Raw genomic sequence first — 20,246 nt, forward strand, 5'->3', positions numbered from 1 at the left:
GACGGTCGTGCATCGCGGGACCGGCACGCGCCGGTCAGAAGGAAACCTCGGCCGGCTGCCGCGACCACAGCACCGACTGGTGGCCGGTGGCCCGCTTCCAGGCCAGGCGGATGGCCTCGATGTCGGCGCGGCGCTGCGGCGTGTCCTCGTGCAGGACCACCAGCACCTTGCTGCGCAGCCGCTGCGGCTCGGCGTCGCCGCGGAACAGCCACTGGCCGTAGGCATCGAGCACGGTCAGGCCGTCGGGAAAGCGCGGGGTGACTTCCTCGTCCAGGAAGCGGCGCCAGCGCGCCTCGTCGATGGCGTCGGTCTGCGGCCGCGTGGAGGGGCCATCTTCGCGGCCCACGCCGAAATACAGCTCGCTGCGCACCCAGCCGGCGGCCTCGGCCGGGCGCGTAGCATCGCCCTGCAGCCGCGGCCCCAGCGCCGGCGCACCGGCGCAGGCCGGGAGCATCACGGCAAGCAACAGCGCAAGGCAGGGGACACGATGCATGGCAGCTCCAGGAAACCAGGGCGCGAAGCGTGTCGGCAGCCCATCCTGCGACGGAAATAACCCGCCGTCATGTGCTGATGCCGATCCCACGCCTCGTGGCCGCGAAGGACGCGCCTATCCTATCGCTCCATCCGGATGGATATAAGGATCCCCGAGCAGGCCGCCGCATGTCCGCCCATTCCCGCACCCGCCTCGCCCTCGTCCTGACCCTCGCCCTGCCCGCGACCGCCGCCGCGCAGGCGCCCGTCGCCGCCACCACCCTGGACCAGGTCATCGTCACCGGCACCCGCGCCAGCGACCGCACCGTGCTGGAGTCCACCTCGCCGGTGGACGTGCTCACCGCCGAGGACCTGCGCCGCGCCACGGGCCCGTCCGGCGAACTGGGCAGCGCGCTGCAGGCATTGCTGCCCTCGTTCAACTTCCCGCGCCAGTCCAACTCCGGCGGCGCCGACCACGTGCGCGCGGCGCAGCTGCGCGGGCTCTCGCCGGACCAGGTGCTGGTCCTGGTCAACGGGCGCCGCCGCCACACCAGCGCCGTGGTGTCCACCGACTCCAAGATCGGCCGCGGCACCACGCCGGTCGATTTCAACGCCATCCCGGTCGGCGCGGTGGCGCGGATCGAGGTGCTGCGCGATGGCGCCGGCGCCCAGTACGGATCGGACGCGGTGGCCGGAGTGGTCAACATCATCCTCGCCGGCGGCGCCGAAGGCGGCGCCCTGGAGGCCGGCTATGGCTTGCACCACACCCGGCTGGAGCCGATCGGGCGCCGCCTGAGCGACGGCCAGACTGGCCATGCCCATGGCCAGGCCGGCATCGCCCTGGGCGACGGCGGCTTCCTGCGCCTGGGCGCCGGCTACCAGCAGCGCAATGCCACCAACCGCGCCGGCTTCGACCAGGTTCCGCCCTGGGACCAGACCCCGGCCAACCTCGCCGTGCAAGGCCGCCGCAACTACCACCTCGGCGACGGCGACTCCAGGCAGCTGGACGGCTGGTTCAACGCCGAACTGCCGCTGCCCGGCGACGCCGCGCTGTACGGCTTCGGCACCTGGCACCAGCGCGATACCGAGGGCGCCAACTACTACCGTTACCCGGAAGGCGAGGCCAACTGGCCGCAGGTGTATCCACACGGCTACCGCCCGGTTTCGGTCGGCGAGAACCTCGACGTCGGCCTGGTGGCCGGCGTGCGCGGCCGCCTCGGCGCCTGGGACTACGACGCCAGCCTCGACCATGGTGCCAACGAGTTCACCTACCGGCTGCGCGAATCGCTCAACGCCTCGCTGGGTCCGGACAGCCCCACCCGCTTCCGCGTGGCCGACTACCGCTTCGCCCAGACCCTGGCCAACCTGGACTTCAGCCGCGGCTTCGCCGGCGCCGGTGCGGACCACGTGCTGGCCCTGGGTGCCGAGTTCCGCGCCGAGCGTTACCAGACCGGCGCCGGCGACCCGGCCAGCTACGCCGCCGGCCCATACCGCGACCGCCCGGCCGGCGCCCAGGCCGGTGGCGGCCTCACCCCGCAGGACCAGGCCAACCTCCGCCGCGAGGTGGCCAGCGCCTACGCCACCGTGTCCTCGTCCTTCGGCGAGGCGTTCAGCACCGACCTCAGCGCGCGCTACGAGCACTACCAGGACTTCGGCGGCCAGTTCACCGGCAAGCTCGCCGCGCGCCACGCGTTCACCCCGCGGCTGGCACTGCGCGGCACGCTGTCCAGCAACTTCCGCGCGCCGTCGCTGGCGCAGGTCGGCTTCGAGTCCACCAGCACCGGCTACAACGCCGCCGGGCAGCTGGTGCAGGGCCGGCTGCTGGCGGTGGCCAACCCGATCGCCCGCGCCCTTGGCGCGCGCGACCTCGACCCGGAGCAGTCGCGCAACCTCGGCCTGGGCCTGGCCGCGCGCATCGGCGAACGCCTCGACCTGTCGCTGGACCTGTTCCAGATCGAGATCGACGATCGCATCGCCCTGTCCGAGGCCATCACCGGCGACGCGCTGGCCGCCTTCGTCGCCGCCAACTTCGACGTCCCCGCCCTGGAGAGCGCGCAGTTCTTCGTCAACGCCGCCGACACCCGCACCCGCGGCGCCGAGCTGGTGGCCAACTGGCGCGACCACCTGGCCGGTGGCCGCCTGCTGCTGACCGGCGCCTGGAGCTACGCGAAGACCGAACTGGAGCACATCGTCGCCACCCCGCCGCAGCTGTCGGCGCTGGATCCGTCCTACGTGCTGTTCGGGGTGGAGGAACGCAACACCCTCACCGACGCGGCGCCGCGCACCCGCGCGCTCCTCAGCGCCAGCTGGGCCGGCCACCGCTGGAACCTGCTGGCGCGCGTGCAGCGCCACGGCAGCGCCAGGCGGGTGTTCGACTTCGGCGGCGGCTTCCAGCCGGAGCAGCGCTACGGCGCCGAATGGCAGCTGGACGCCGAGGTCGAGTACGCGCCCGCCCCGGGCTGGAGCCTGGCCCTCGGCGGCAGCAACCTCACCGACGCCTACCCGGACCGATCCAACGAGGACATCCACTACTTCGGCAACCTGCCCTACGACGTGCTCTCGCCGCTCGGCAGCAACGGCCGCTACCTGTACGGCCGCGTGCGCTACGCGTTCTGAGGCGTCGCGGCGCGCGGCCGCGGCGCTGCCGACCTGCCCCTCACGGGCAGTTCGTGCACAATGGGTGCATGGTCGACGAGACGCCATCCCGTCCATCACCACCCGCGCTAGGCGACGACTGCGCGCTCTTCCTCGACGTCGACGGCACCCTGGTGGAGTTCACCGCGGACCCCGCCGCGGTGCACGTGCTGCCCGAGGTACGCGAGGCCATCGGCCGCCTGAGCCGGCGCCTGCACGGCGCGGTCGCGCTGGTCAGCGGGCGTCCGCTGGCGCAGCTGGACGCGCTGTTCGCGCCGCTGCGGCTGCCGGCCGCCGGCCTGCACGGGCACCAGTTCCGGCATGCCGCCGGCGCCGATCCGGACATTCCCGAGGACACCTCCGCCCTGCTGCACGAACTGCACCGCCAGGCGCTGGCGATGGCCGCCTCGCGCCCGGGCGTGCTGGTGGAGGACAAGGGCGTGAGCCTGGCCCTGCACTGGCGCGCCGCGCCGCATTTCGGCCCGGAGGTCGCCGCGTTCGCGCGCGAGCACCTCGCCCGCCTGCCCGGCTACCGCCTGCAGCCGGGCGACCACGTGGTCGAGTTCGTGCCCTGCGGCAGCGACAAGGGCCGGGCGCTGGAACGGATGATGGCCCAGCCCGCGTTCCGCGGGCGGGTGCCGGTGTTCGTCGGCGACGACCTCACCGACGAATACGGCTTCGCCGCGGCCAACCGCGCTGGCGGCTGGAGCGTGCTGGTCGGCCAGCGGGAACCGAGCGCGGCGACCCACGCCCTGGCCCGCACCGCCGACGTGCACGCCTGGCTCATCGCCAATGCGGCAAAAGGGGAGGTCGGCCCGCGGTAGCCCCGGTACCGCCGAATCACGGGACAGGCAATGGACATCAACGTACACGACGCCAACCTCGAGCTTGGCGTGATCGGCAACAGCAGCTTCGGCGCGCTGGTGGACAAGCGAGGACGGGTGGTGTGGAGCTGCCTGCCCTCGTTCGACGGCGACCCGGCCTTCTGCGCGCTGCTGTCGCCACGCGGGCAGGAAGGCGGCGACTTCTCCATCGAGCTGGAGGACTTCGAGCGCTCCGAGCAGCGCTACGAGCCCAATACCGCGATCCTGCGCACCGTGCTGCACGACCGCAACGGCGGCTCGCTGGAGATCGTCGACTTCGCCCCGCGCTGGCGCCAGAACGGGCGCTTCTACCGGCCGGTGTCGATCATCCGCCGGATCACCCCGCTGTCCGGCAACCCGCGCATCCGGGTGCGGGTGCGGCCGCTGGCCGACTGGGGCGCGCGCGTGCCCGAGTCGACCTGGGGCAGCAACCACATCCGCTGGCTGCTGCCGCACTTCACCCTGCGCCTGACCACCGACGTGCCGGTGCGCTTCGTGCGCGACTCGCTGCCGTTCGTGCTGACCCACCGCATGCACCTGGTGCTGGGCCCGGACGAGCCGATGGGGCGCTCGCTCACCGGCTACGTCGAGGAGGCGATCACCCGCACCCGCGAGTACTGGCGCGAGTGGGTGCGCTACCTGTCGATCCCGCTGGAGTGGCAGGATGCGGTGATCCGCAGCGCGATCACCCTCAAGCTGTGCCAGTACGAGGACAGCGGCGCGATCATCGCGGCCATGACCACCTCCATCCCGGAGGCGCCCGGCACCACCCGCAACTGGGACTACCGCTACTGCTGGCTGCGCGACGCGGCCTTCGTCGTGCGCGCGCTCAACCGCCTGGGCGCGACCCGCAGCATGGAGGAATTCCTGCGCTACATCTTCAACATCGCCAGCCACGACGGCAGCCTGCAGCCGCTGTACGGGATCGGCTTCGAGGACCGCCTGGACGAGGTCGAGGTGCCCTCGCTGGCCGGCTACCGCGGCATGGGCCCGGTGCGGCGCGGCAACCTGGCCTGGATCCAGAAGCAGCACGACGTGTACGGCAGCGTGGTCCTGGCCTCGACCCAGCTGTTCTTCGACCAGCGCCTGGCCGACCCCGGCGACGCGCACACCTTCGCCCGCCTGGAGCCGCTGGGCGAGCGCGCGTTCGCCCTGTACGACGTGCCCGACGCCGGACTGTGGGAGTTCCGCGGCCGCGCCGAGGTGCACACCTACACCGCCGCCATGTGCTGGGCCGCCTGCGACCGCCTGGCCAAGATCGCGGCGCAGCTGGGCCTGCAGGAACGGGTGGACTACTGGCGGCTGCGCGCCAACACCATCCGCAAGACCACCCTGGAGCGCGCCTGGCGCGCGGAGGCCAACCACTTCAGCGCCTCGTTCCAGAGCGACTACCTGGACGCCTCGCTGCTGCTGCTGGCCGACATCGGCTTCGTCGAGGCCGACGACCCGCGCTACGTGGCCACGGTCGAGGCCATCGGCCGCGAGCTGCGCCACGGCGACGGCGTGTTCCGCTACGTGGCGCCGGACGACTTCGGCGCGCCGGAAACCAGCTTCACCATCTGCACCTTCTGGTACATCGACGCGCTGGCCGCGACCGGGCGCATGGACGAGGCGCGCGAGCTGTTCGAGCGCGTGCTGGCGCGCCGCAACCACCTGGGCCTGCTCTCGGAGGACATGGCCTTCGACAGCGGCGAGGGCTGGGGCAACTTCCCGCAGACCTACTCGCACGTGGGCCTGATCATCGCCGCGATGCGGCTTTCGCGTTCCTGGCAGGAGGCCTCATGAGCCGTCTGGTCGTTGTTTCCAACCGCGTCGCCGTCCCCGGCGAGAACCGCGCCGGCGGCCTGGCCGTGGCCCTGCAGGCGGCGCTGTCCGAGCGCGGCGGCGTGTGGTTCGGCTGGAGCGGCAAGACCGTGCGTGGCAACAGCGGCGAGGTCCACGAGCAGGAGGCCGACGGCATCCGCTACGTGACCATGGACCTCAACCGCCCCGACCTGGACGCCTACTACAACGGCTTCGCCAACCGCACGCTGTGGCCGTTGCTGCACTTCCGCCTGGACCTGGTGGACTACGACCGCGCCACCCGCGAGGGCTACCGCCGGGTCAACGCCATGTTCGCCGACCGCCTGGCGCCGCTGCTGCGCGACGACGACACGGTGTGGGTGCACGACTACCACCTGATCCCGCTGGCGGCGCTGCTGCGCGAGCGCGGGGTGGGCGCGCGCATCGGCTTCTACCTGCACGTGCCGGTGCCCTCGGCCGACCTGCTGATGGCGGTGCCGGACCACCAGCGCCTGTTCTCGCCGCTGTATTCCTACGACCTGCTCGGCTTCCAGACCCAGCGCGACAACGACCGCTTCCAGTCCTACGTGCGCCTGTACGGCGGCGGCAAGATCATCGGCCCCGGCCTGCTGGAGGCGCCCGGCGGGCGCCGCTTCCGCACCGGGGCGTTCCCGATCAGCATCGACACCCCGCAGATCGCGCGCCAGGCCGCGGCCGCGTCGGCCAAGCCGGCGGTACGCAGCCTGCGCACCAGCCTGGAGGACCGCCTGCTGGCGATCGGCGTGGACCGGCTGGACTACTCCAAGGGCCTGCCCGAGCGCTTCCACGGCTTCGAGCGCTACCTGCAGCGGCACCCGGACCAGAAGGGCACCCTGACCTACCTGCAGATCGCGCCGCTGTCGCGCGCCGACGTCAGCGAGTACCGCACCCTGCGCAGCCAGCTGGAGCAGATCGCCGGGCACATCAACGGCGCCCACGCCGCGCCGAACTGGACCCCGCTGCGCTACGTCAACCGCAACTTCCCGCACGCCACCCTGACCGGGTTCTACCGCACCGCGCGGGTCAGCCTGGTGACGCCGCTGCGCGACGGCATGAACCTGGTGGCCAAGGAATACGTGGCCTCGCAGGACCCGGAGAACCCCGGCGTGCTGGTGCTGTCGCTGCTGGCGGGCGCGGCGCAGGAGCTGAAGGAGGCGCTGCTGGTCAACCCGCACGACCTGGACGGCGTCGCCGACGCCATCGCCACCGCCGCGACCATGCCGCTGGCGCGGCGCAAGGAACGCTGGCACGCGATGATGGAGCACCTGCTCAAGCACGACATCCACGCCTGGCGCAAGGAGTACCTGGCGGTGCTGGAGTCGACCTGACAGGCTGGCGTCAGCCGCGATCGGCATCATTGGACCTTCGCGCCGGCATGCCGGCGCGCGTCTTTCCGCTCCCCAGGAGGTCCTCCCCCATGCGTCGCGTCCCCGCCCTGCTGTTCGTTTCCCTGCTGCCGCTGGCGGCTTCCGCCCAGCAACCGGCCCAACCGGAAGGCTGGACCGGCACCGGCGAGCTCGGCCTGGCCATGGCCCGCGGCAATTCCCGCTCCGAGAGCCTCAACACGCGCCTGCGCTTCTCGCGCGAGGAGGAGCGCTGGAAGAACGGCTTCGCCCTGTCGGCGCTGCGCTCGCGCGCCGAGGTCGAGAGCGACGTGGACGGCGACGGCGTCGAGGAACGCCACTACGAGACCAGCGCCAACCGCTACGACGTCTCCGGCTCCAGTGCCTACCGCTTCAGCCCGCGCCACCATGTCTCGGCCAACGGCCGCTACGAGCGCGACGACTTCTCCTCCTACGACTACCAAGGCACCCTGGCCATCGGCTTCGGCAGCCGCTTCATCGACAGCGAGCGCACCAAGCTCACCGGCGAAATCGGCCCCGGCTACCGCCGCGCCCGCACCGCGCTGGACGGCGAGGTGCAAAGCAGCCTGATCGGCCGCGGCCTGCTCGACCTGCGCCACCAGCTCACCGCCAACACCGAGCTGTTCAACACCCTGCTGGTCGAGTCCGGCAAGGACAACACCTTCGCCCAGAACGACTTCGGCGTGTCGGTGGCGATGAACGAGCGCTTCGCGCTCAAGGCCGGCTTGCAGGCGCGGCACAACACCGAGGTCGAGGACCCGGCCACCCGCCGCACCGACACCCTGACCACGGTCAACCTGGTCTACAACTTCCGCTGAGCTGGCCCGCACTGCCGCCCCGGCCGGCGCGCGGGGCGGCGGCGCGGACGCGGGCCGCGAGGAAGCGCAGGTGGTTGCGGAGGCGCCCGGGCGCGACTCAGCGCGGGGCGATGTAGGCGAGCGTGGCCATGCGCCCGGTGCGCTGCTCGCGCCGGTGCGAATAGAACCGTTCCGGGTCGCTGATCGTACACAGCCCGCCGCCGTGGATCGCGCCCGGTGCCAACCCGGCGGCGCCCAGGCGGCGCCGGGCCAGGGCGTAGAGGTCGACCTTCCAGTGGCCGGGCCGGGTGGGGACGAACGCCTCCGCGGCCTGCGGATCGGCGCCGACGAAGGCGTCGAACACCTCGGCCCCGATCTCGTAGGCCTGCGGCCCGGCCGCCGGGCCGAGCCAGGCCAGCAGCCGTCCCGGGGCGGCATGCATGGCGGCGACGGTCACCTCCAGCACCCCGGCGGCCAGCCCGCGCCAGCCGGCATGGGCCACCGCGACCTCGCTGCCGTCGGCGGCGGCCAGCACCACCGGCAGGCAGTCGGCGGTCAGCACCGCCAGCACCACGCCGGGGACCGCCGTGGTGGCCGCGTCGGCCTCCGGCTCGGCCTCGGTGGGAAGCGGCGCCTGCAGCGGCCGGTCGAAGCGCAGCACGGCGGTGCCGTGCACCTGGCGCAGCCAGTGCGGCGCCGAGGGCAGGCCACGGCGGCGGCGCAGTTCGGCGCGGTTGGCCGCGACCACGGCCGGGTCGTCGCCGTTGCGCGCGCCCAGGTCGAAGCTGGCGAACGGCGCGGCCGAGCCGCCCGCGCCATGGCGCAGGGTGGTGAAGGCATGCACGCCCGGCGGCGCCGGCCAGTCCGCTTCCAGGATGGCCGGATCGCGCGCGCCGCCGTGGCCGCCGCCGCCCGCCGTCATCGCCGCTGGTTCTCCTCCCAGCGGCGGGTGTCCTCGCGCAGCACCCGCAGCAGGTCGAGCATGTCCGCCGGCAGCGGCGCCGCCACCCGCACCGGTTCGCCGCTGACCGGGTGTTCGAACTCCAGCACCTCGGCATGCAGGGCCTGGCGGCCGAACCCGCGCAGGCGCCCGACCAGTTCGTCGCTGGCACCGCGCGGCAGCTTCAGCGGGCCGCCGTACAGCGGATCGCCGACGATCGGGTGGCGCAGGTGCTGCATGTGCACGCGGATCTGGTGGGTGCGGCCGGTTTCCAGGCGGCATTCCAGCGCGGTATGGGCGCGGAAGCGCTCGCGCAGCCGGTAGTGGGTGACCGCCTCGCGTCCGTCCTCGCGCACGGCCATGCGCAGGCGGTCGCGCGGATGGCGGTCGATCGGCGCGTCGGCGGTGCCGCCCGACACCAGGGCGCCGACCACCACCGCCAGGTACTGCCGGTGCACCTCGCGCGCGGCCAGCTTCGCCACCAGTCCGGTGTGCGCCGGCAGGGTGCGGGCCACCACCATCACCCCGCTGGTGTCCTTGTCCAGGCGGTGGACGATGCCGGCCCGCGGCAGCGCGGCCAGGCCCGGATCGCGGTGCAGCAGGGCGTTGACCAGGGTGCCGGCCGGGTTGCCGGCGCCGGGATGGACCACCCGTCCGGCGGGCTTGTCGAGCACGAACAGGTGCTCGTCCTCGTACAGGATGTCCAGCGGGATGTCCTCGGCCACCGCCTCGGTCTGGACCTCGGCCACCGCGGCCAGGGTCACGGTCTCGCCGCCCTTGACCGGGTCGCGCGGGCGCGCGGCCTGGCCGTCCAGCAGGGCATCGCCGGACTTGATCCAGGCGGCCAGGCGCGAGCGGGAGTACTCGGGGAACAGTTCGGCCAGCACGGCGTCGAAACGGCGGCCGGCGGCCTCGTCGGGGACGATGGCCTGGCGGGGGGCGTCGGAAGTGTGGGACATCGGGGGCTTCGGTTCGGGGTCCGGGCAGGCGAAGTCAGTCGCCGGACAGGCCACTAGGCTATCATCGGCCCTTCCGATTTCCCCGGCATGCCCTCCCCGATGGCCCTAAGCCCCCGTTCCAGCCTCTCCGTCCTCCGCCTGGTGGCCCTGCTCGTGCTCGTGGCCCTGCTGGCCACCGGCTGCGGGCGCAACAAGACCAAGAAGGATGCCGACGAAGGCAGGCCGGTCGCCGAACTGTACGAGAAGGGCCACCACCACATGGAGCGCGGCAACTGGGCCAGCGCCGAGCTGGTGTTCAGGCGCCTGGTCGCGCAGTACCCCTACGGCCCGTACACCGAGCAGGCGCTGATGGAAACCGCCTACGCCCAGTACAAGGCCGGCAAGCACGACGACGCGGTCTCCACCATCGACCGCTTCATCCGCACCTACCCGACCCACCGCAACATCGCCTACTTCTACTACCTGCGCGGCCTGTCCAACTCCAACCGCGACGCGGTGTTCATGCAGCGGGTGTGGTCGCTGGACCCCAGCCGCCGCGACCTGTCCTCGCCGCAGCAGGCCTACGAGGACTTCAACACCGTCGCCCAGCGCTACCCGAACAGCCGCTACGCCGCCGACGCGCGCCAGCGCATGGTGGTCCTGCGCAACGTGTTCGCGCGCCACGAGATGGACATCGCGCTGTACTACATGCGCCGCGGCGCCTGGCTGTCGGCGATCGGCCGCGCCAAGTACATCCTCGAGACCTATCCGCAGAGCGACTACCAGTACGACGCCGTCGCCGCCCTGGCCGAGTCCTACCGCAACCTGGGGCAACCGGAACTGGCCGAGGACGCCGCGCGCGTGCTGCGCCTGAACCAGCCCTCGCACCCCTACCTGAGCGGCGACTGGCCGAAGTACCCGTGGGCCATCCGCAAGCTCAATCCGTTCGCCGGCGAGCGCTCGCCGACCACCGGCCAGCGCGACGCCTCGCGCCGCTGAACAACGGGGTCCCGCGACGAGGAAGGGCGCATCCGCGGATGCGCCCTTCTTTTTTTGCGTGTGCCGGTGGGGCCTCAGCCGGTGAAGCCGTTGCTGATCGGGTAGCGGCGCTCGCGCCCGAACGCGCGCCGCGAGACCTTCGGTCCCGGCGCGGCCTGCTGCCGCTTCCATTCGCTGGTCCGCACCAGGCGCAGGACCCGGTCCACCACCTCGGCGGCATAGCCGGCGGCAACGATCTCCTCGCGCGACTGCTCCTGGTCGACGTAGCGGTAGAGGATGCCGTCGAGCACGTCGTAGGGCGGCAGCGAGTCCTGGTCCAGCTGGTTGGCGCGCAGCTCGGCCGAGGGCGGGCGGCTGATCACCGCCGGCGGGATCACCGGCGCGCCGCCGACGGTGTTGCGCCACTTGGCCAGGCCGAACACCTCGGTCTTGTACAGGTCCTTCAGCGGCGCGTAGCCGCCGCACATGTCGCCGTAGATGGTGGCGTAGCCGACCGCGTACTCGCTCTTGTTGCCGGTGGTCAGCAACAGCCCGCCGAACTTGTTGGACAGGGCCATCAGGATCGCGCCGCGGCTGCGCGACTGCAGGTTCTCCTCGGTGGTGTCGCTCTCCTGCCCGGCGAACACCTGCTCCAGCGACTGCAGGAAGCCGGTGAAGGCCGGCTCGATCGGGATCGTCTCCAGGCGCACGCCCAGTGCCGCGCACTGCTCGGCGGCCAGGTCGTTGGACAGGCCGGCGGTGTAGCGCGAGGGCAGGCGCACCGCGGTGACGTTGTCCGGGCCCAGGGCCTCGGCCGCCAGGGCCAGCACCAGGGCCGAGTCGATGCCGCCGGACAGCCCCAGCCAGGCGCGCCGGAAGCCGTTCTTGCCGCAGTAGTCGCGGATCCCGCGCACGATCGCGCGCCAGGCCAGCGCGTCCATGCTCTCGTCGCCGTCGTCCATCCACTGCACCGGGGTGAAGCGGCGGCCGGCGGTGTCGTAGTCCACCACCAGCCACTGGTCGGTGAACGCGGCCGCGGCCGGGTGCACGGTGCCGTCGCCGTCGGCCACCACCGAGGCCCCGTCGAACACCAGCGAGTCCTGGCCGCCGACCAGGTTGAGGTAGGCCACCGCCGCGCCAGTGTCGCGGGTGCGCTCGGCCAGCAGGGCGTCGCGCTGGGCGTGCTTGCCGCGCTCGAACGGCGAGGCGTTGGGCACCAGCACCAGCTGTGCGCCGGCCTCGACCGTGGCCGCCATCGGCTCGGGGAACCACAGGTCCTCGCACACCACCACGCCCACCGGCACGCCGCCGACCTCGAACACGCAGGGGCCGCCGTCGGGGTCGACCTCGAAGTAGCGGCGCTCGTCGAACACCGCGTAGTTGGGCAGCTCGCGCTTGCGGTAGGTGGCCTCGATGCGGCCGTCGCGCAGCACGCTGGCGGCGTTGTACAGCACGCTGCCGGCAGACTCCGGCCAGCCCACCACCGCGGTGATGCCGTGCACGCCGGCGGCGATCCGTTCCAGCTCGCGGTGGCACTGGGCCAGGAACGAGGGCCGCAGCAGCAGGTCCTCCGGCGGGTAACCGCTGATCGCCAGTTCGGGGAACAGCACGATGTCCGCGCCGTATTCGTCGCGGGCCTCGGCGATCATCGCCGCGATCCGTTCGGCGTTGGCGGCGACGGCGCCGACCGGGAAGTCGAACTGGGCCAGCGCGATGCGCAGCGAATCCTTCATGGACGGGGGGCCGTGTTGGGGATGGCCCATGATACCGGCGCGGCGTGGGCATCCTGCATCGGCCGGGCCCGGTGCGCGGGAAACCCGGGGCCCGGACGCGCGAAGGCCGCCCGGAGGCGGCCTTCGCTCCACCGTCGGAAACGGTGGGGGTATTACTTGAGCAGCGAGGCGATCGCGGCGCCCAGGTCGCCCGGCGAGCGGACGGTCTTCACGCCGGCGGCCTCCATGGCCTTGAACTTGCCCTCGGCGGTGCCCGAGCCGCCCGACGCGATCGCGCCGGCATGGCCCATGCGCTTGCCCGGAGGGGCCGAGGCGCCGGCGATGAAGCCGACGACCGGCTTCTTCACGTGCTCCTTGATGTAGGCCGCACCGGCTTCCTCGGCGTCGCCACCGATCTCGCCGACCATGATGATGCCCTCGGTCTGCGGGTCCTCGTTGAACAGCTTGAGGCAGTCGACGAAGTTCAGGCCGTTGATCGGGTCGCCGCCGATGCCGATGACGGTGGACTGGCCCAGGCCCGCGGCGGTGGTCTGCTTGACCGCCTCGTAGGTCAGGGTGCCCGAGCGCGAGACGATGCCGATCTTGCCCGGCATGTGGATGTGGCCCGGCATGATGCCGATCTTGCACTCGCCCGGGGTGATGATGCCCGGGCAGTTCGGGCCGACCAGGACCACGTCGGGGTGCTGCTTGAGCACGTTCTTCACGCGCAGCATGTCCAGCACCGGGATGCCCTCGGTGATGGCGACGATGACCTTGATGCCGGCCGCGGCCGCCTCGAGGATCGCGTCGGCCGCGAACGGCGGCGGGACGTAGATGACCGAAGCATCGGCGCCGGTGGCGTCGACCGCCTCGCGCACGGTGTTGAACACCGGCAGCTCGATGTGGGTGGTGCCGCCCTTGCCGGGGGTCACGCCGCCGACGACCTGGGTGCCGTACTCCACCATCTGGGTGGCATGGAAGGTGCCCTGCTGGCCGGTGAAGCCCTGCACGATCACCTTCGTGTTCTTGTTGATCAGAACGGACATTGTCTTGAAGTCCTCGAAATTCTTGTTGGTTGCCGGCTCCCGGGGCGCGCCTCCCCGGCCTGCGCCGCGCCGCTTCGCGGCGGGCCGCCCCCTGGCTCAGGGGGCCGGCCGGGATTCACGCCGGTTCCGCGAACCGCCAGGGCGGATCAGGCGGCGGCAGCGGCGGCGACGGCCTTCTTGGCGCCGTCGTTGATGTCGTCGGCCGGGGTGATGGCCAGGCCGGACTCGGCCAGCAGCTTCTTGCCCGCCTCGACGTTGGTGCCCTCCAGCCGGACCACGACCGGGACCTTGACGTCGACTTCCTTGACCGCGGCGATGATGCCCTCGGCGATCATGTCGCAGCGGACGATGCCGCCGAAGATGTTGACGAAGATCGCCTTGACCTTGTCCGAGGACAGGATCAGCTTGAAGGCCTCGGTGACGCGCTCCTTGGTCGCGCCGCCGCCGACGTCGAGGAAGTTGGCCGGCGAACCGCCGTTGAGCGCGATCACGTCCATGGTGGCCATCGCCAGGCCGGCGCCGTTGACCATGCAGCCGATGTTGCCGTCCATGGTCACGTAGTTCAGGTCGTACTTGCTGGCCAGGACCTCGGTCTCGTCCTCCTGGCTGACGTCGCGCATCGCGGCCAGGTCCTTGTGGCGGAAGGTCGCGTTGTCGTCGGAGTTGACCTTGCCGTCCAGGGCGTACAGGTTGCCGTCGTCCAGGATCGCCAGCGGGTTCAGCTCGACCAGGGACAGGTCCTTGTCGTTGAACAGCTTGTACAGGGCGCCCATGATGTGGGCCAGCTGGTTGGCCTGCTTGGCGTTCAGGCCCATCTTGAAGCCGATCTCGCGGCCCTGGTACGGCTGCACGCCCTCGACGAAATCGACGTTGAGGGTGTGGATCTTGTCCGGGGTCTCGGCGGCCACCTGCTCGATGTCCATGCCGCCCTCGGACGAGGCGATGAAGGTGATCGACTTGGTGCCGCGGTCGACCAGCACCGACAGGTACAGCTCCTTTACGATCTCGCCGGCGGTGGTCACCAGCACCAGGTTCACCGGCAGGGCCACGCCCGCCGACTGGTAGGTCGCCATCTTCGTGCCGAGCATCTTGCCGGCGGCGGCCTTCACGTCGTCGAGGGTCTTGCAGAACTTCACGCCGCCGGCCTTGCCGCGACCGCCCGCGTGGATCTGCGCCTTCACCATCCAGGGGCCGTCGCCCAGGGACTTGGCGGCCTCGACCGCTTCATCGGCCGTGGACGCGACGCGTCCGGCCGGAACCGGGATGCCATAGTCGGCAAAAAGCTGTTTCGCCTGGTACTCGTGGAAATTCATGCTTCACCAATGGGTGGGGAACGGCCGCCGGTGGCAGGCGGGAAAGGGCCGGAAACGGCCCCGGGACGTGCCGGGCGGGGGCGATATTGTCGCCGATGGCGGGGCGGGCGTGCAAAACCGCCCCGCCAACGCACCGTTCCTATACTGACGCCGAGCCCGACCGGGGAGTCCCGCTTGCCGCACCCTTCGCTGATCGACCGGATCGAATCCATCCCGCGGCGCGAACTGCACGCCTTCGGCCTGTACCGGGTACTGGAGGCCGGACTGATCGCCGCCCTGGCCTTCAGCCCGCTGCGCGACCTGGCCGGGCCGGTGGACGCGCCCCTGGCCTACGCGGTGGCCGCCGGCTACATCGTCGCCGCGGGGGTGCTGCTGGTGCTGGGCCGCGACGAGCGCTGGCTGGCGCCGCTGGTGCTCACCGGCAGCTGCATCGACATCCTGGCCGCGGCGCTGGCCACCCATGCCCTGCCCGGGGTCGGCGCCGGCATCGCCATGATGCTGCTGTTCAACGTGGCCGCCGCGGCCATGCTGCTGCGCCTGCGCCAGGGCCTGGCGGTGGCGGTGCTGGCCTCGCTGGCGCTGGTCGGCGAATACGCCTGGTCGGTCCTGGGCAGCGACGGCCCGCCCCCACGCCCGCTGGCGGAACTGACCATGTTCGTCACCAGCTACCTGGCACTGGGCTGGCTGGGCCACCAGATCGGCCAGCGCGCCCGTGCCAGCCTGCAGCTGGCCGCCACCCGCAGCGCCCAGGTCGCCAACCTGGTGGAGATCAACGAGCTGATCATCCGGCGCATGCGCACGGGGGTACTGGTGGTCGACGGTGACAACCGCATCACCCTGGCCAACGAAGCGGCGCTGATGCTGCTGGGCGACGCCGCCCCGGACCCCGACGGCGGCCGCCTGGCCAGCGCCGCGCCGGATCTGGCGCGCCGGCTGCAGCGCTGGCGCGAGGGCGGCGAGGCCGACGCCGGCCCGCTGCAGCTGCGCCCGGACCAGCCGGAGATCCAGCCGCGCTTCGCCCGCCTGCTGGCCGACAGCGACCTGGCACTGGTGTTCCTGGACGACGCCACCGTGGTCTCGCGCCGCGCCGAATCCCTGACCCTGGCGGCGATGGGCCGCTTCTCCGCCAGCCTGGCCCACGAGATCCGCAACCCGCTGGCGGCGATCAGCTACGCGGTGCAGCTGCTGCAGGAATCGCGCGGCATGGACGAGGGCGACCGCCGCCTGCTGCAGATCATCCACCAGCAATGCCTGCGCACCAACGGCATCGTCGAGAACGTGCTGGGCCTGGCCCGGCGCGAGCGCGCCAAGCCCGAGCACGTGGACCTGCGCGCCTTCGTCCGGCGTTTCGTCGACGATTACCGCGGCACCCTGCCGCTGGAGACGGACACCGTGGAGGCGGCGCTGCCGGACACCCCGGTGCCGGCCCTGGTCGACCCGGCGCACCTGCAGCAGATCCTCACCGCGCTGGTGCAGAACGCGCTGCGCTACGGGCGCCTGCCGGACGAGCCGGCACGGGTGCGGGTGCAGGTCGCCAGCGAGGGCCGCAACGCCGTGGTCGAGGTGCTCGACCACGGTCCCGGCATCCCCGAGGCCGCGGCGGCGCAGCTGTTCCGCCCGTTCTTCACCACCTCCGAGCATGGCACCGGCCTGGGCCTGTACATCGCCGGCGAGCTGGCGCGCGCCAACCAGGCCACGCTGCGCCACGTTCCCCCGCCGGGCGGCGGCGCCTGTTTCCGGATCACCCTGCCCGGCCCGATGGGCATGCTCGCCGTGTGACCGGCATCACCTACTTGGTCACGCGCGAAAGAGTCGGCTATCGTTCCCCGCCATGACCCAAACCCGCAGCGCCCTGATCGTCGACGACGAACGCGATATCCGCGAGCTGCTGGTCCTGACCCTCGGGCGGATGGGACTACGCGTGGATACGGCGGCCAACCTGGCCGAGGCGCGCGAGCTGCTGGCGTCCCGGCGCTACGACCTGTGCTTCACCGACATGCGCCTGCCCGACGGCAGCGGCATCGAGCTGGTCGGCGAGATCGCGCGCAAGTACCCGCAGACGCCGGTGGCCATGATCACCGCCTTCGGCAACATGGACCTGGCGGTGGAGGCGCTGAAGGCCGGCGCCTTCGACTTCGTCAGCAAGCCGGTGGACATCAACGTGCTGCGCGGCCTGGTGCGGCACGCGCTGGAGCTCAACAACGCCGAGCGCCCGGCCCCGCCCCCGCCGCCGGCCGAGCAGGCCAGCCGCCTGCTGGGCGATTCCCCGGCGATGCAGGCCCTGCGGGCGACCATCGCCAAGGTCGCCCGCAGCCAGGCGCCGGTGTACATCCTCGGCGAATCCGGCGTGGGCAAGGAGCTGGTGGCGCGCACGATCCACGAGCAGGGCGCGCGCGCGGCCGGGCCGTTCGTGCCGGTCAACTGCGGCGCGATCCCGGCCGAGCTGATGGAAAGCGAGTTCTTCGGCCACAAGAAGGGCAGCTTCACCGGCGCCCACGCCGACAAGCCCGGCCTGTTCCAGGCCGCCAGCGGCGGCACCCTGTTCCTGGACGAGGTGGCCGAGCTGCCGCTGGCGATGCAGGTCAAGCTGCTGCGCGCGATCCAGGAGAAGTCGGTGCGCCCGGTGGGCGCGGCCAGCGAGGTGCCGGTGGACGTGCGCATCCTCTCGGCCACCCACAAGGACCTGGCCGGGCTGGTGGCCGAGGGCCGCTTCCGCCACGACCTGTACTACCGCATCAACGTGATCGAGCTGCGGGTGCCGCCGCTGCGCGAGCGCACCGCCGACCTGCCGCAGCTGGCCAACGCGATCCTGGCGCGGCTGTCCGCGGGCCATGGCCGGGAGGCGCCGGAGCTGGCCGAGGCCGCGCTGGCGGCGCTGGCGCGCTACCCCTTCCCGGGCAACGTGCGCGAACTGGAGAACGTGCTCGAGCGCGCCCTGGCCCTGGCCGAGGGCGACCGCATCGAGGTCGCCGACCTGCACCTGCCGCAGGCGCCGATGCGCACCGCCACGGCGCCGGCCGCGGCCGCCCCGGAACCGGCGCTGGAGCCGGCCGGCGGCGCCCTGCCCTCCTACATCGAGCAGCTGGAGCGGGCCGCGATCCAGAAGGCGCTGGAGGACAACCGCTGGAACAAGACCCGCGCCGCGGCGCAGCTGGGCATCACCTTCCGCGCCCTGCGCTACAAGCTCAAGAAGCTGGGCATGGACTGAGGCGGCCGCGCCGCCTCCCCCGCGCGCCGCGCCAGCGGCGATAATGGCGCATGACCACGAGCCACACGCCGAAGAAATCGCTGGGCCAGAACTTCCTGCACGATGCCCGCTACATCGAGCGCATCGTCCAGGCCATCGACCCGCGCCCCGGCGACCGGGTGGTCGAGATCGGCCCCGGCCAGGGTGCACTCACCCTGCCGCTGCTGCGCCGCCACGGCGCGCTGACCGTGATCGAATTCGACCGCGACCTGGTCGGCCCGCTGGCCGAGATGGCGGCCCCGGTCGGCCAGCTGGAGATCATCCACCGCGACGTGCTGCAGGTGGACCTGACCGCCCTGGCCGGCGGCGGACGGATCAAGCTGGCCGGCAACCTGCCCTACAACATCTCCTCGCCGATCCTGTTCCATGCCCTGGACCACGCCGCTGCGATCCGGGACATGGTGTTCATGCTGCAGAAGGAAGTGGTCGACCGCATGGGTGCCGCGCCCGGCAGCAAGGTCTACGGCCGGCTGAGCGTGATGCTGCAGGCGTACTGCCAGGTGCAGCCGCTGTTCGTGGTGCCGCCGGGCGCGTTCCGCCCCGCGCCCAAGGTCGACTCGGCGGTGGTGCGGCTGGTGCCGCGCGACCCGGCCACGATCGGCATCGCCGACCGCGACCGCTTCGCCCACGTGGTGCGCGCGGCCTTCGGCCAGCGCCGCAAGACCCTGCGCAACGCCCTGCGCGACGTGTGCACGCCGGAACAGTTCGAGGCCGCGGGGGTCAGCGCCGACGACCGCGCCGAGCAGGTCGACGTCGCCGGCTTCGTGCGCCTGGCCAACGCCTGAGGCGTGCGCGGACGCCGCGCTTGCGGCGGACGCCGGCACGCGCGATCTTGTGCCCCCGGCATCACGCGGCGTTCGCTTACACTGTCGCCATGTCCCGCTCCGATACGCCCTACGCGATCGAGGTCGAAGTCGCCCCGCGGTTCCTGGAAGACCAGTCCGAACCCGACGCCGACCGCTACGTGTTCGCCTACACCATCCGCATCCGCAACCGCGGCAGCGTGGCCGCGCAGCTGCTGGCGCGGCACTGGACCATCACCGACGGCCACGGCCGCACCGAGGAAGTGCACGGCGAGGGCGTGGTCGGCGAGCAGCCGTGGCTGGAACCGGGCGAGGACTTCGAGTACACCTCCGGCGTGGTGCTGGAGACCGGGGACGGGTCGATGCAGGGAAGCTACGACATGCTGGCCGCCGACGGCACGCGCTTCGACGCGCCGATCGCCCCGTTCCTGCTGACCGTCCCACGGACGCTGCACTGAGGCCGCCGGATGACCACCTGGGCCATCGGCGACCTGCAGGGTTGCTACGACGCCACCCAGCGCCTGCTGGAGAAGATCAACTTCGACCCGGCCGCGGACACCCTGTGGTTCTGCGGCGACCTGGTCAACCGCGGCGGGCAGTCGCTGGAGACCTTGCGGCTGGTGCATTCGCTGCGCGAGCACAGCGTGGTGGTGCTGGGCAACCACGACCTTTCGCTGCTGGCCATCGGCGAACGCCCGCTGGCGGAGAAGCGCAAGGTCAACCCGGACCTGCAGCGGGTGGTGCTGGCCGACGACGCCGGCGAACTGCTGGGCTGGCTGCGCCGGCAGAAGCTGGTGCACGTGGACCGCGAACTGGGCTGGCTGATGGTGCACGCCGGGCTGGCGCCGCAGTGGACCACGCAGATGGCCGAGCAGCTGGCCAACGAGGTGCAACGCCAGCTGCGCGGCGACGGCTACCGCGGCCTGCTGCGCAACATGTACGGCGACAAGCCGCACTGGTCGCCGGGCCTGCGCGGCCAGGACCGCTGGCGCGCGATCATCAACTGGTTCACCCGCGCCCGCTACTGCACCCCGCGCGGGCGCATCGCGATCGACGAGAAGGGCCCGCCGGGCAGCCAGGCCCCCGGCCTGTACCCGTGGTACGAGGCCCCGGGCCATGCCCCGCGCGACCTGAAGATCGTCTGCGGCCACTGGTCCACCCTGGGCCTGACCATCGCCCGCAACGTGCACGCGATCGACACCGGCGCGGTCTGGGGCGGCAAGCTCACCGCGCTGCGCCTGGACGGCGACGAACTGTGCGTCAAGCAGGTCGCCGGCCGCGATGTGTCGGCGATCCCGCCGCACCTGCGCAAGGAATGA

The 20,246-nt window shown here is 72.1% G+C and carries 17 protein-coding genes; 11 read left to right on the forward strand and 6 right to left on the reverse strand.

The features are described from left to right. Positions 1–34 precede the first annotated feature (34 nt). Positions 35–454, reverse strand: coding sequence for a DUF3574 domain-containing protein (locus tag EIM48_RS02250; RefSeq protein ID WP_233581637.1), 420 nt, complete (start codon positions 452–454; stop codon positions 35–37). 206 nt (positions 455–660) lie between these two features. Between EIM48_RS02250 and EIM48_RS02255 the strand changes: the two genes are divergently transcribed. From EIM48_RS02255 to EIM48_RS02275, 5 genes are all read left to right on the forward strand, one after another. Next, positions 661–3,087: a TonB-dependent receptor gene (locus EIM48_RS02255; protein WP_019398402.1), complete on the forward strand. Its 2,427-nt coding sequence runs from the start codon at positions 661–663 to the stop codon at positions 3,085–3,087. A 68-nt stretch (positions 3,088–3,155) separates the two neighbouring features. Beyond that, positions 3,156–3,929: a trehalose-phosphatase gene (gene otsB / locus EIM48_RS02260; protein ID WP_026010477.1), complete on the forward strand. Its 774-nt coding sequence runs from the start codon at positions 3,156–3,158 to the stop codon at positions 3,927–3,929. Between the two features lie 30 nt (positions 3,930–3,959). Further along, positions 3,960–5,753 (forward strand): glycoside hydrolase family 15 protein, encoded by a 1,794-nt coding sequence (locus tag EIM48_RS02265; protein ID WP_125108469.1) that lies wholly within the window; start codon positions 3,960–3,962, stop codon positions 5,751–5,753. Then, the gene (gene otsA, locus EIM48_RS02270) at positions 5,750–7,117 is read left to right on the forward strand and encodes an alpha,alpha-trehalose-phosphate synthase (UDP-forming) (RefSeq protein WP_125110995.1); all 1,368 of its coding nucleotides are present in this window, start codon (positions 5,750–5,752) and stop codon (positions 7,115–7,117) included. The genes EIM48_RS02265 and otsA overlap by 4 nt, the downstream gene beginning before the upstream one ends. Before the next feature lie 89 nt (positions 7,118–7,206). Next, positions 7,207–7,971: a DUF481 domain-containing protein gene (locus EIM48_RS02275; protein ID WP_019398406.1), complete on the forward strand. Its 765-nt coding sequence runs from the start codon at positions 7,207–7,209 to the stop codon at positions 7,969–7,971. 97 nt (positions 7,972–8,068) lie between these two features. On the opposite strand, the gene pgeF is transcribed toward EIM48_RS02275, so the two are convergent. Both pgeF and rluD read right to left on the reverse strand, forming a co-directional pair. Beyond that, positions 8,069–8,872 (reverse strand): peptidoglycan editing factor PgeF, encoded by an 804-nt coding sequence (pgeF, locus tag EIM48_RS02280; protein WP_019398407.1) that lies wholly within the window; start codon positions 8,870–8,872, stop codon positions 8,069–8,071. After that, complete coding sequence (rluD, locus tag EIM48_RS02285; RefSeq protein ID WP_028914622.1) at positions 8,869–9,849, reverse strand: 23S rRNA pseudouridine(1911/1915/1917) synthase RluD; 981 nt, start codon at positions 9,847–9,849, stop codon at positions 8,869–8,871. The genes pgeF and rluD overlap by 4 nt, the downstream gene beginning before the upstream one ends. A gap of 99 nt (positions 9,850–9,948) precedes the next feature. Here rluD and EIM48_RS02290 point away from each other — a divergent pair, with 99 nt between their 5' ends. After that, positions 9,949–10,827, forward strand: a complete 879-nt coding sequence (locus EIM48_RS02290) for an outer membrane protein assembly factor BamD (protein WP_037034306.1) — start codon at positions 9,949–9,951, stop codon at positions 10,825–10,827. Between the two features lie 74 nt (positions 10,828–10,901). Here the strand turns inward: EIM48_RS02290 and EIM48_RS02295 are convergent, their stop codons facing one another. The 3 genes from EIM48_RS02295 to sucC all read right to left on the reverse strand — a co-directional run bounded on the left by EIM48_RS02295 (position 10,902) and on the right by sucC (position 14,877). After that, on the reverse strand, positions 10,902–12,539 hold the full coding sequence (locus EIM48_RS02295) for an NAD+ synthase (protein ID WP_019398410.1): 1,638 nt from the start codon (positions 12,537–12,539) through the stop codon (positions 10,902–10,904). 152 nt (positions 12,540–12,691) lie between these two features. After that, entirely contained in the window at positions 12,692–13,564 is an 873-nt protein-coding gene (gene sucD / locus EIM48_RS02300; protein WP_028914620.1) for a succinate--CoA ligase subunit alpha, read from the reverse strand. Positions 13,565–13,710: 146 nt separating this feature from the next. Then, positions 13,711–14,877: an ADP-forming succinate--CoA ligase subunit beta gene (sucC, locus tag EIM48_RS02305; protein ID WP_019398412.1), complete on the reverse strand. Its 1,167-nt coding sequence runs from the start codon at positions 14,875–14,877 to the stop codon at positions 13,711–13,713. A 174-nt stretch (positions 14,878–15,051) separates the two neighbouring features. On the opposite strand from sucC, the gene EIM48_RS02310 reads away from it, so the two are divergent. From EIM48_RS02310 to EIM48_RS02330, 5 genes are all read left to right on the forward strand, one after another. After that, on the forward strand, positions 15,052–16,656 hold the full coding sequence (locus tag EIM48_RS02310; RefSeq protein ID WP_125110996.1) for an ATP-binding protein: 1,605 nt from the start codon (positions 15,052–15,054) through the stop codon (positions 16,654–16,656). A gap of 52 nt (positions 16,657–16,708) precedes the next feature. Continuing rightward, positions 16,709–18,085, forward strand: coding sequence for a sigma-54 dependent transcriptional regulator (locus tag EIM48_RS02315; RefSeq protein ID WP_125110997.1), 1,377 nt, complete (start codon positions 16,709–16,711; stop codon positions 18,083–18,085). A gap of 50 nt (positions 18,086–18,135) precedes the next feature. Beyond that, the gene (gene rsmA / locus EIM48_RS02320) at positions 18,136–18,909 is read left to right on the forward strand and encodes a 16S rRNA (adenine(1518)-N(6)/adenine(1519)-N(6))-dimethyltransferase RsmA (RefSeq protein WP_125110998.1); all 774 of its coding nucleotides are present in this window, start codon (positions 18,136–18,138) and stop codon (positions 18,907–18,909) included. A gap of 89 nt (positions 18,910–18,998) precedes the next feature. Continuing rightward, positions 18,999–19,385 carry a Co2+/Mg2+ efflux protein ApaG gene (gene apaG / locus EIM48_RS02325; RefSeq protein WP_028914617.1) on the forward strand — a complete coding sequence of 129 codons (387 nt, stop codon included), beginning with the start codon at positions 18,999–19,001 and terminating at the stop codon, positions 19,383–19,385. A 9-nt stretch (positions 19,386–19,394) separates the two neighbouring features. Then, a complete protein-coding gene (locus tag EIM48_RS02330; RefSeq protein WP_125108474.1) occupies positions 19,395–20,246 on the forward strand; it encodes a symmetrical bis(5'-nucleosyl)-tetraphosphatase in 852 nt (283 codons plus the stop codon).

Source organism: Pseudoxanthomonas sp. SGNA-20, assembly GCF_003931635.1.
In the GTDB taxonomy this organism is placed as follows: Bacteria; Pseudomonadota; Gammaproteobacteria; order Xanthomonadales; family Xanthomonadaceae; genus Pseudoxanthomonas.

Excerpts from the sequence above, each read along its gene's own strand:
- EIM48_RS02250 (WP_233581637.1), bottom strand. The coding sequence starts at position 454 with ATGCTCCCGGCCTGCGCCGGTGCGCCGGCGCTGGGGCCGCGGCTGCAG.
- EIM48_RS02255 (WP_019398402.1), top strand. The coding sequence starts at position 661 with ATGTCCGCCCATTCCCGCACCCGCCTCGCCCTCGTCCTGACCCTCGCC.
- otsB (WP_026010477.1), top strand. The coding sequence starts at position 3,156 with ATGGTCGACGAGACGCCATCCCGTCCATCACCACCCGCGCTAGGCGAC.
- EIM48_RS02265 (WP_125108469.1), top strand. The coding sequence starts at position 3,960 with ATGGACATCAACGTACACGACGCCAACCTCGAGCTTGGCGTGATCGGC.
- otsA (WP_125110995.1), top strand. The coding sequence starts at position 5,750 with ATGAGCCGTCTGGTCGTTGTTTCCAACCGCGTCGCCGTCCCCGGCGAG.
- EIM48_RS02275 (WP_019398406.1), top strand. The coding sequence starts at position 7,207 with ATGCGTCGCGTCCCCGCCCTGCTGTTCGTTTCCCTGCTGCCGCTGGCG.
- pgeF (WP_019398407.1), bottom strand. The coding sequence starts at position 8,872 with ATGACGGCGGGCGGCGGCGGCCACGGCGGCGCGCGCGATCCGGCCATC.
- rluD (WP_028914622.1), bottom strand. The coding sequence starts at position 9,849 with ATGTCCCACACTTCCGACGCCCCCCGCCAGGCCATCGTCCCCGACGAG.
- EIM48_RS02290 (WP_037034306.1), top strand. The coding sequence starts at position 9,949 with ATGGCCCTAAGCCCCCGTTCCAGCCTCTCCGTCCTCCGCCTGGTGGCC.
- EIM48_RS02295 (WP_019398410.1), bottom strand. The coding sequence starts at position 12,539 with ATGAAGGATTCGCTGCGCATCGCGCTGGCCCAGTTCGACTTCCCGGTC.
- sucD (WP_028914620.1), bottom strand. The coding sequence starts at position 13,564 with ATGTCCGTTCTGATCAACAAGAACACGAAGGTGATCGTGCAGGGCTTC.
- sucC (WP_019398412.1), bottom strand. The coding sequence starts at position 14,877 with ATGAATTTCCACGAGTACCAGGCGAAACAGCTTTTTGCCGACTATGGC.
- EIM48_RS02315 (WP_125110997.1), top strand. The coding sequence starts at position 16,709 with ATGACCCAAACCCGCAGCGCCCTGATCGTCGACGACGAACGCGATATC.
- rsmA (WP_125110998.1), top strand. The coding sequence starts at position 18,136 with ATGACCACGAGCCACACGCCGAAGAAATCGCTGGGCCAGAACTTCCTG.
- apaG (WP_028914617.1), top strand. The coding sequence starts at position 18,999 with ATGTCCCGCTCCGATACGCCCTACGCGATCGAGGTCGAAGTCGCCCCG.
- EIM48_RS02330 (WP_125108474.1), top strand. The coding sequence starts at position 19,395 with ATGACCACCTGGGCCATCGGCGACCTGCAGGGTTGCTACGACGCCACC.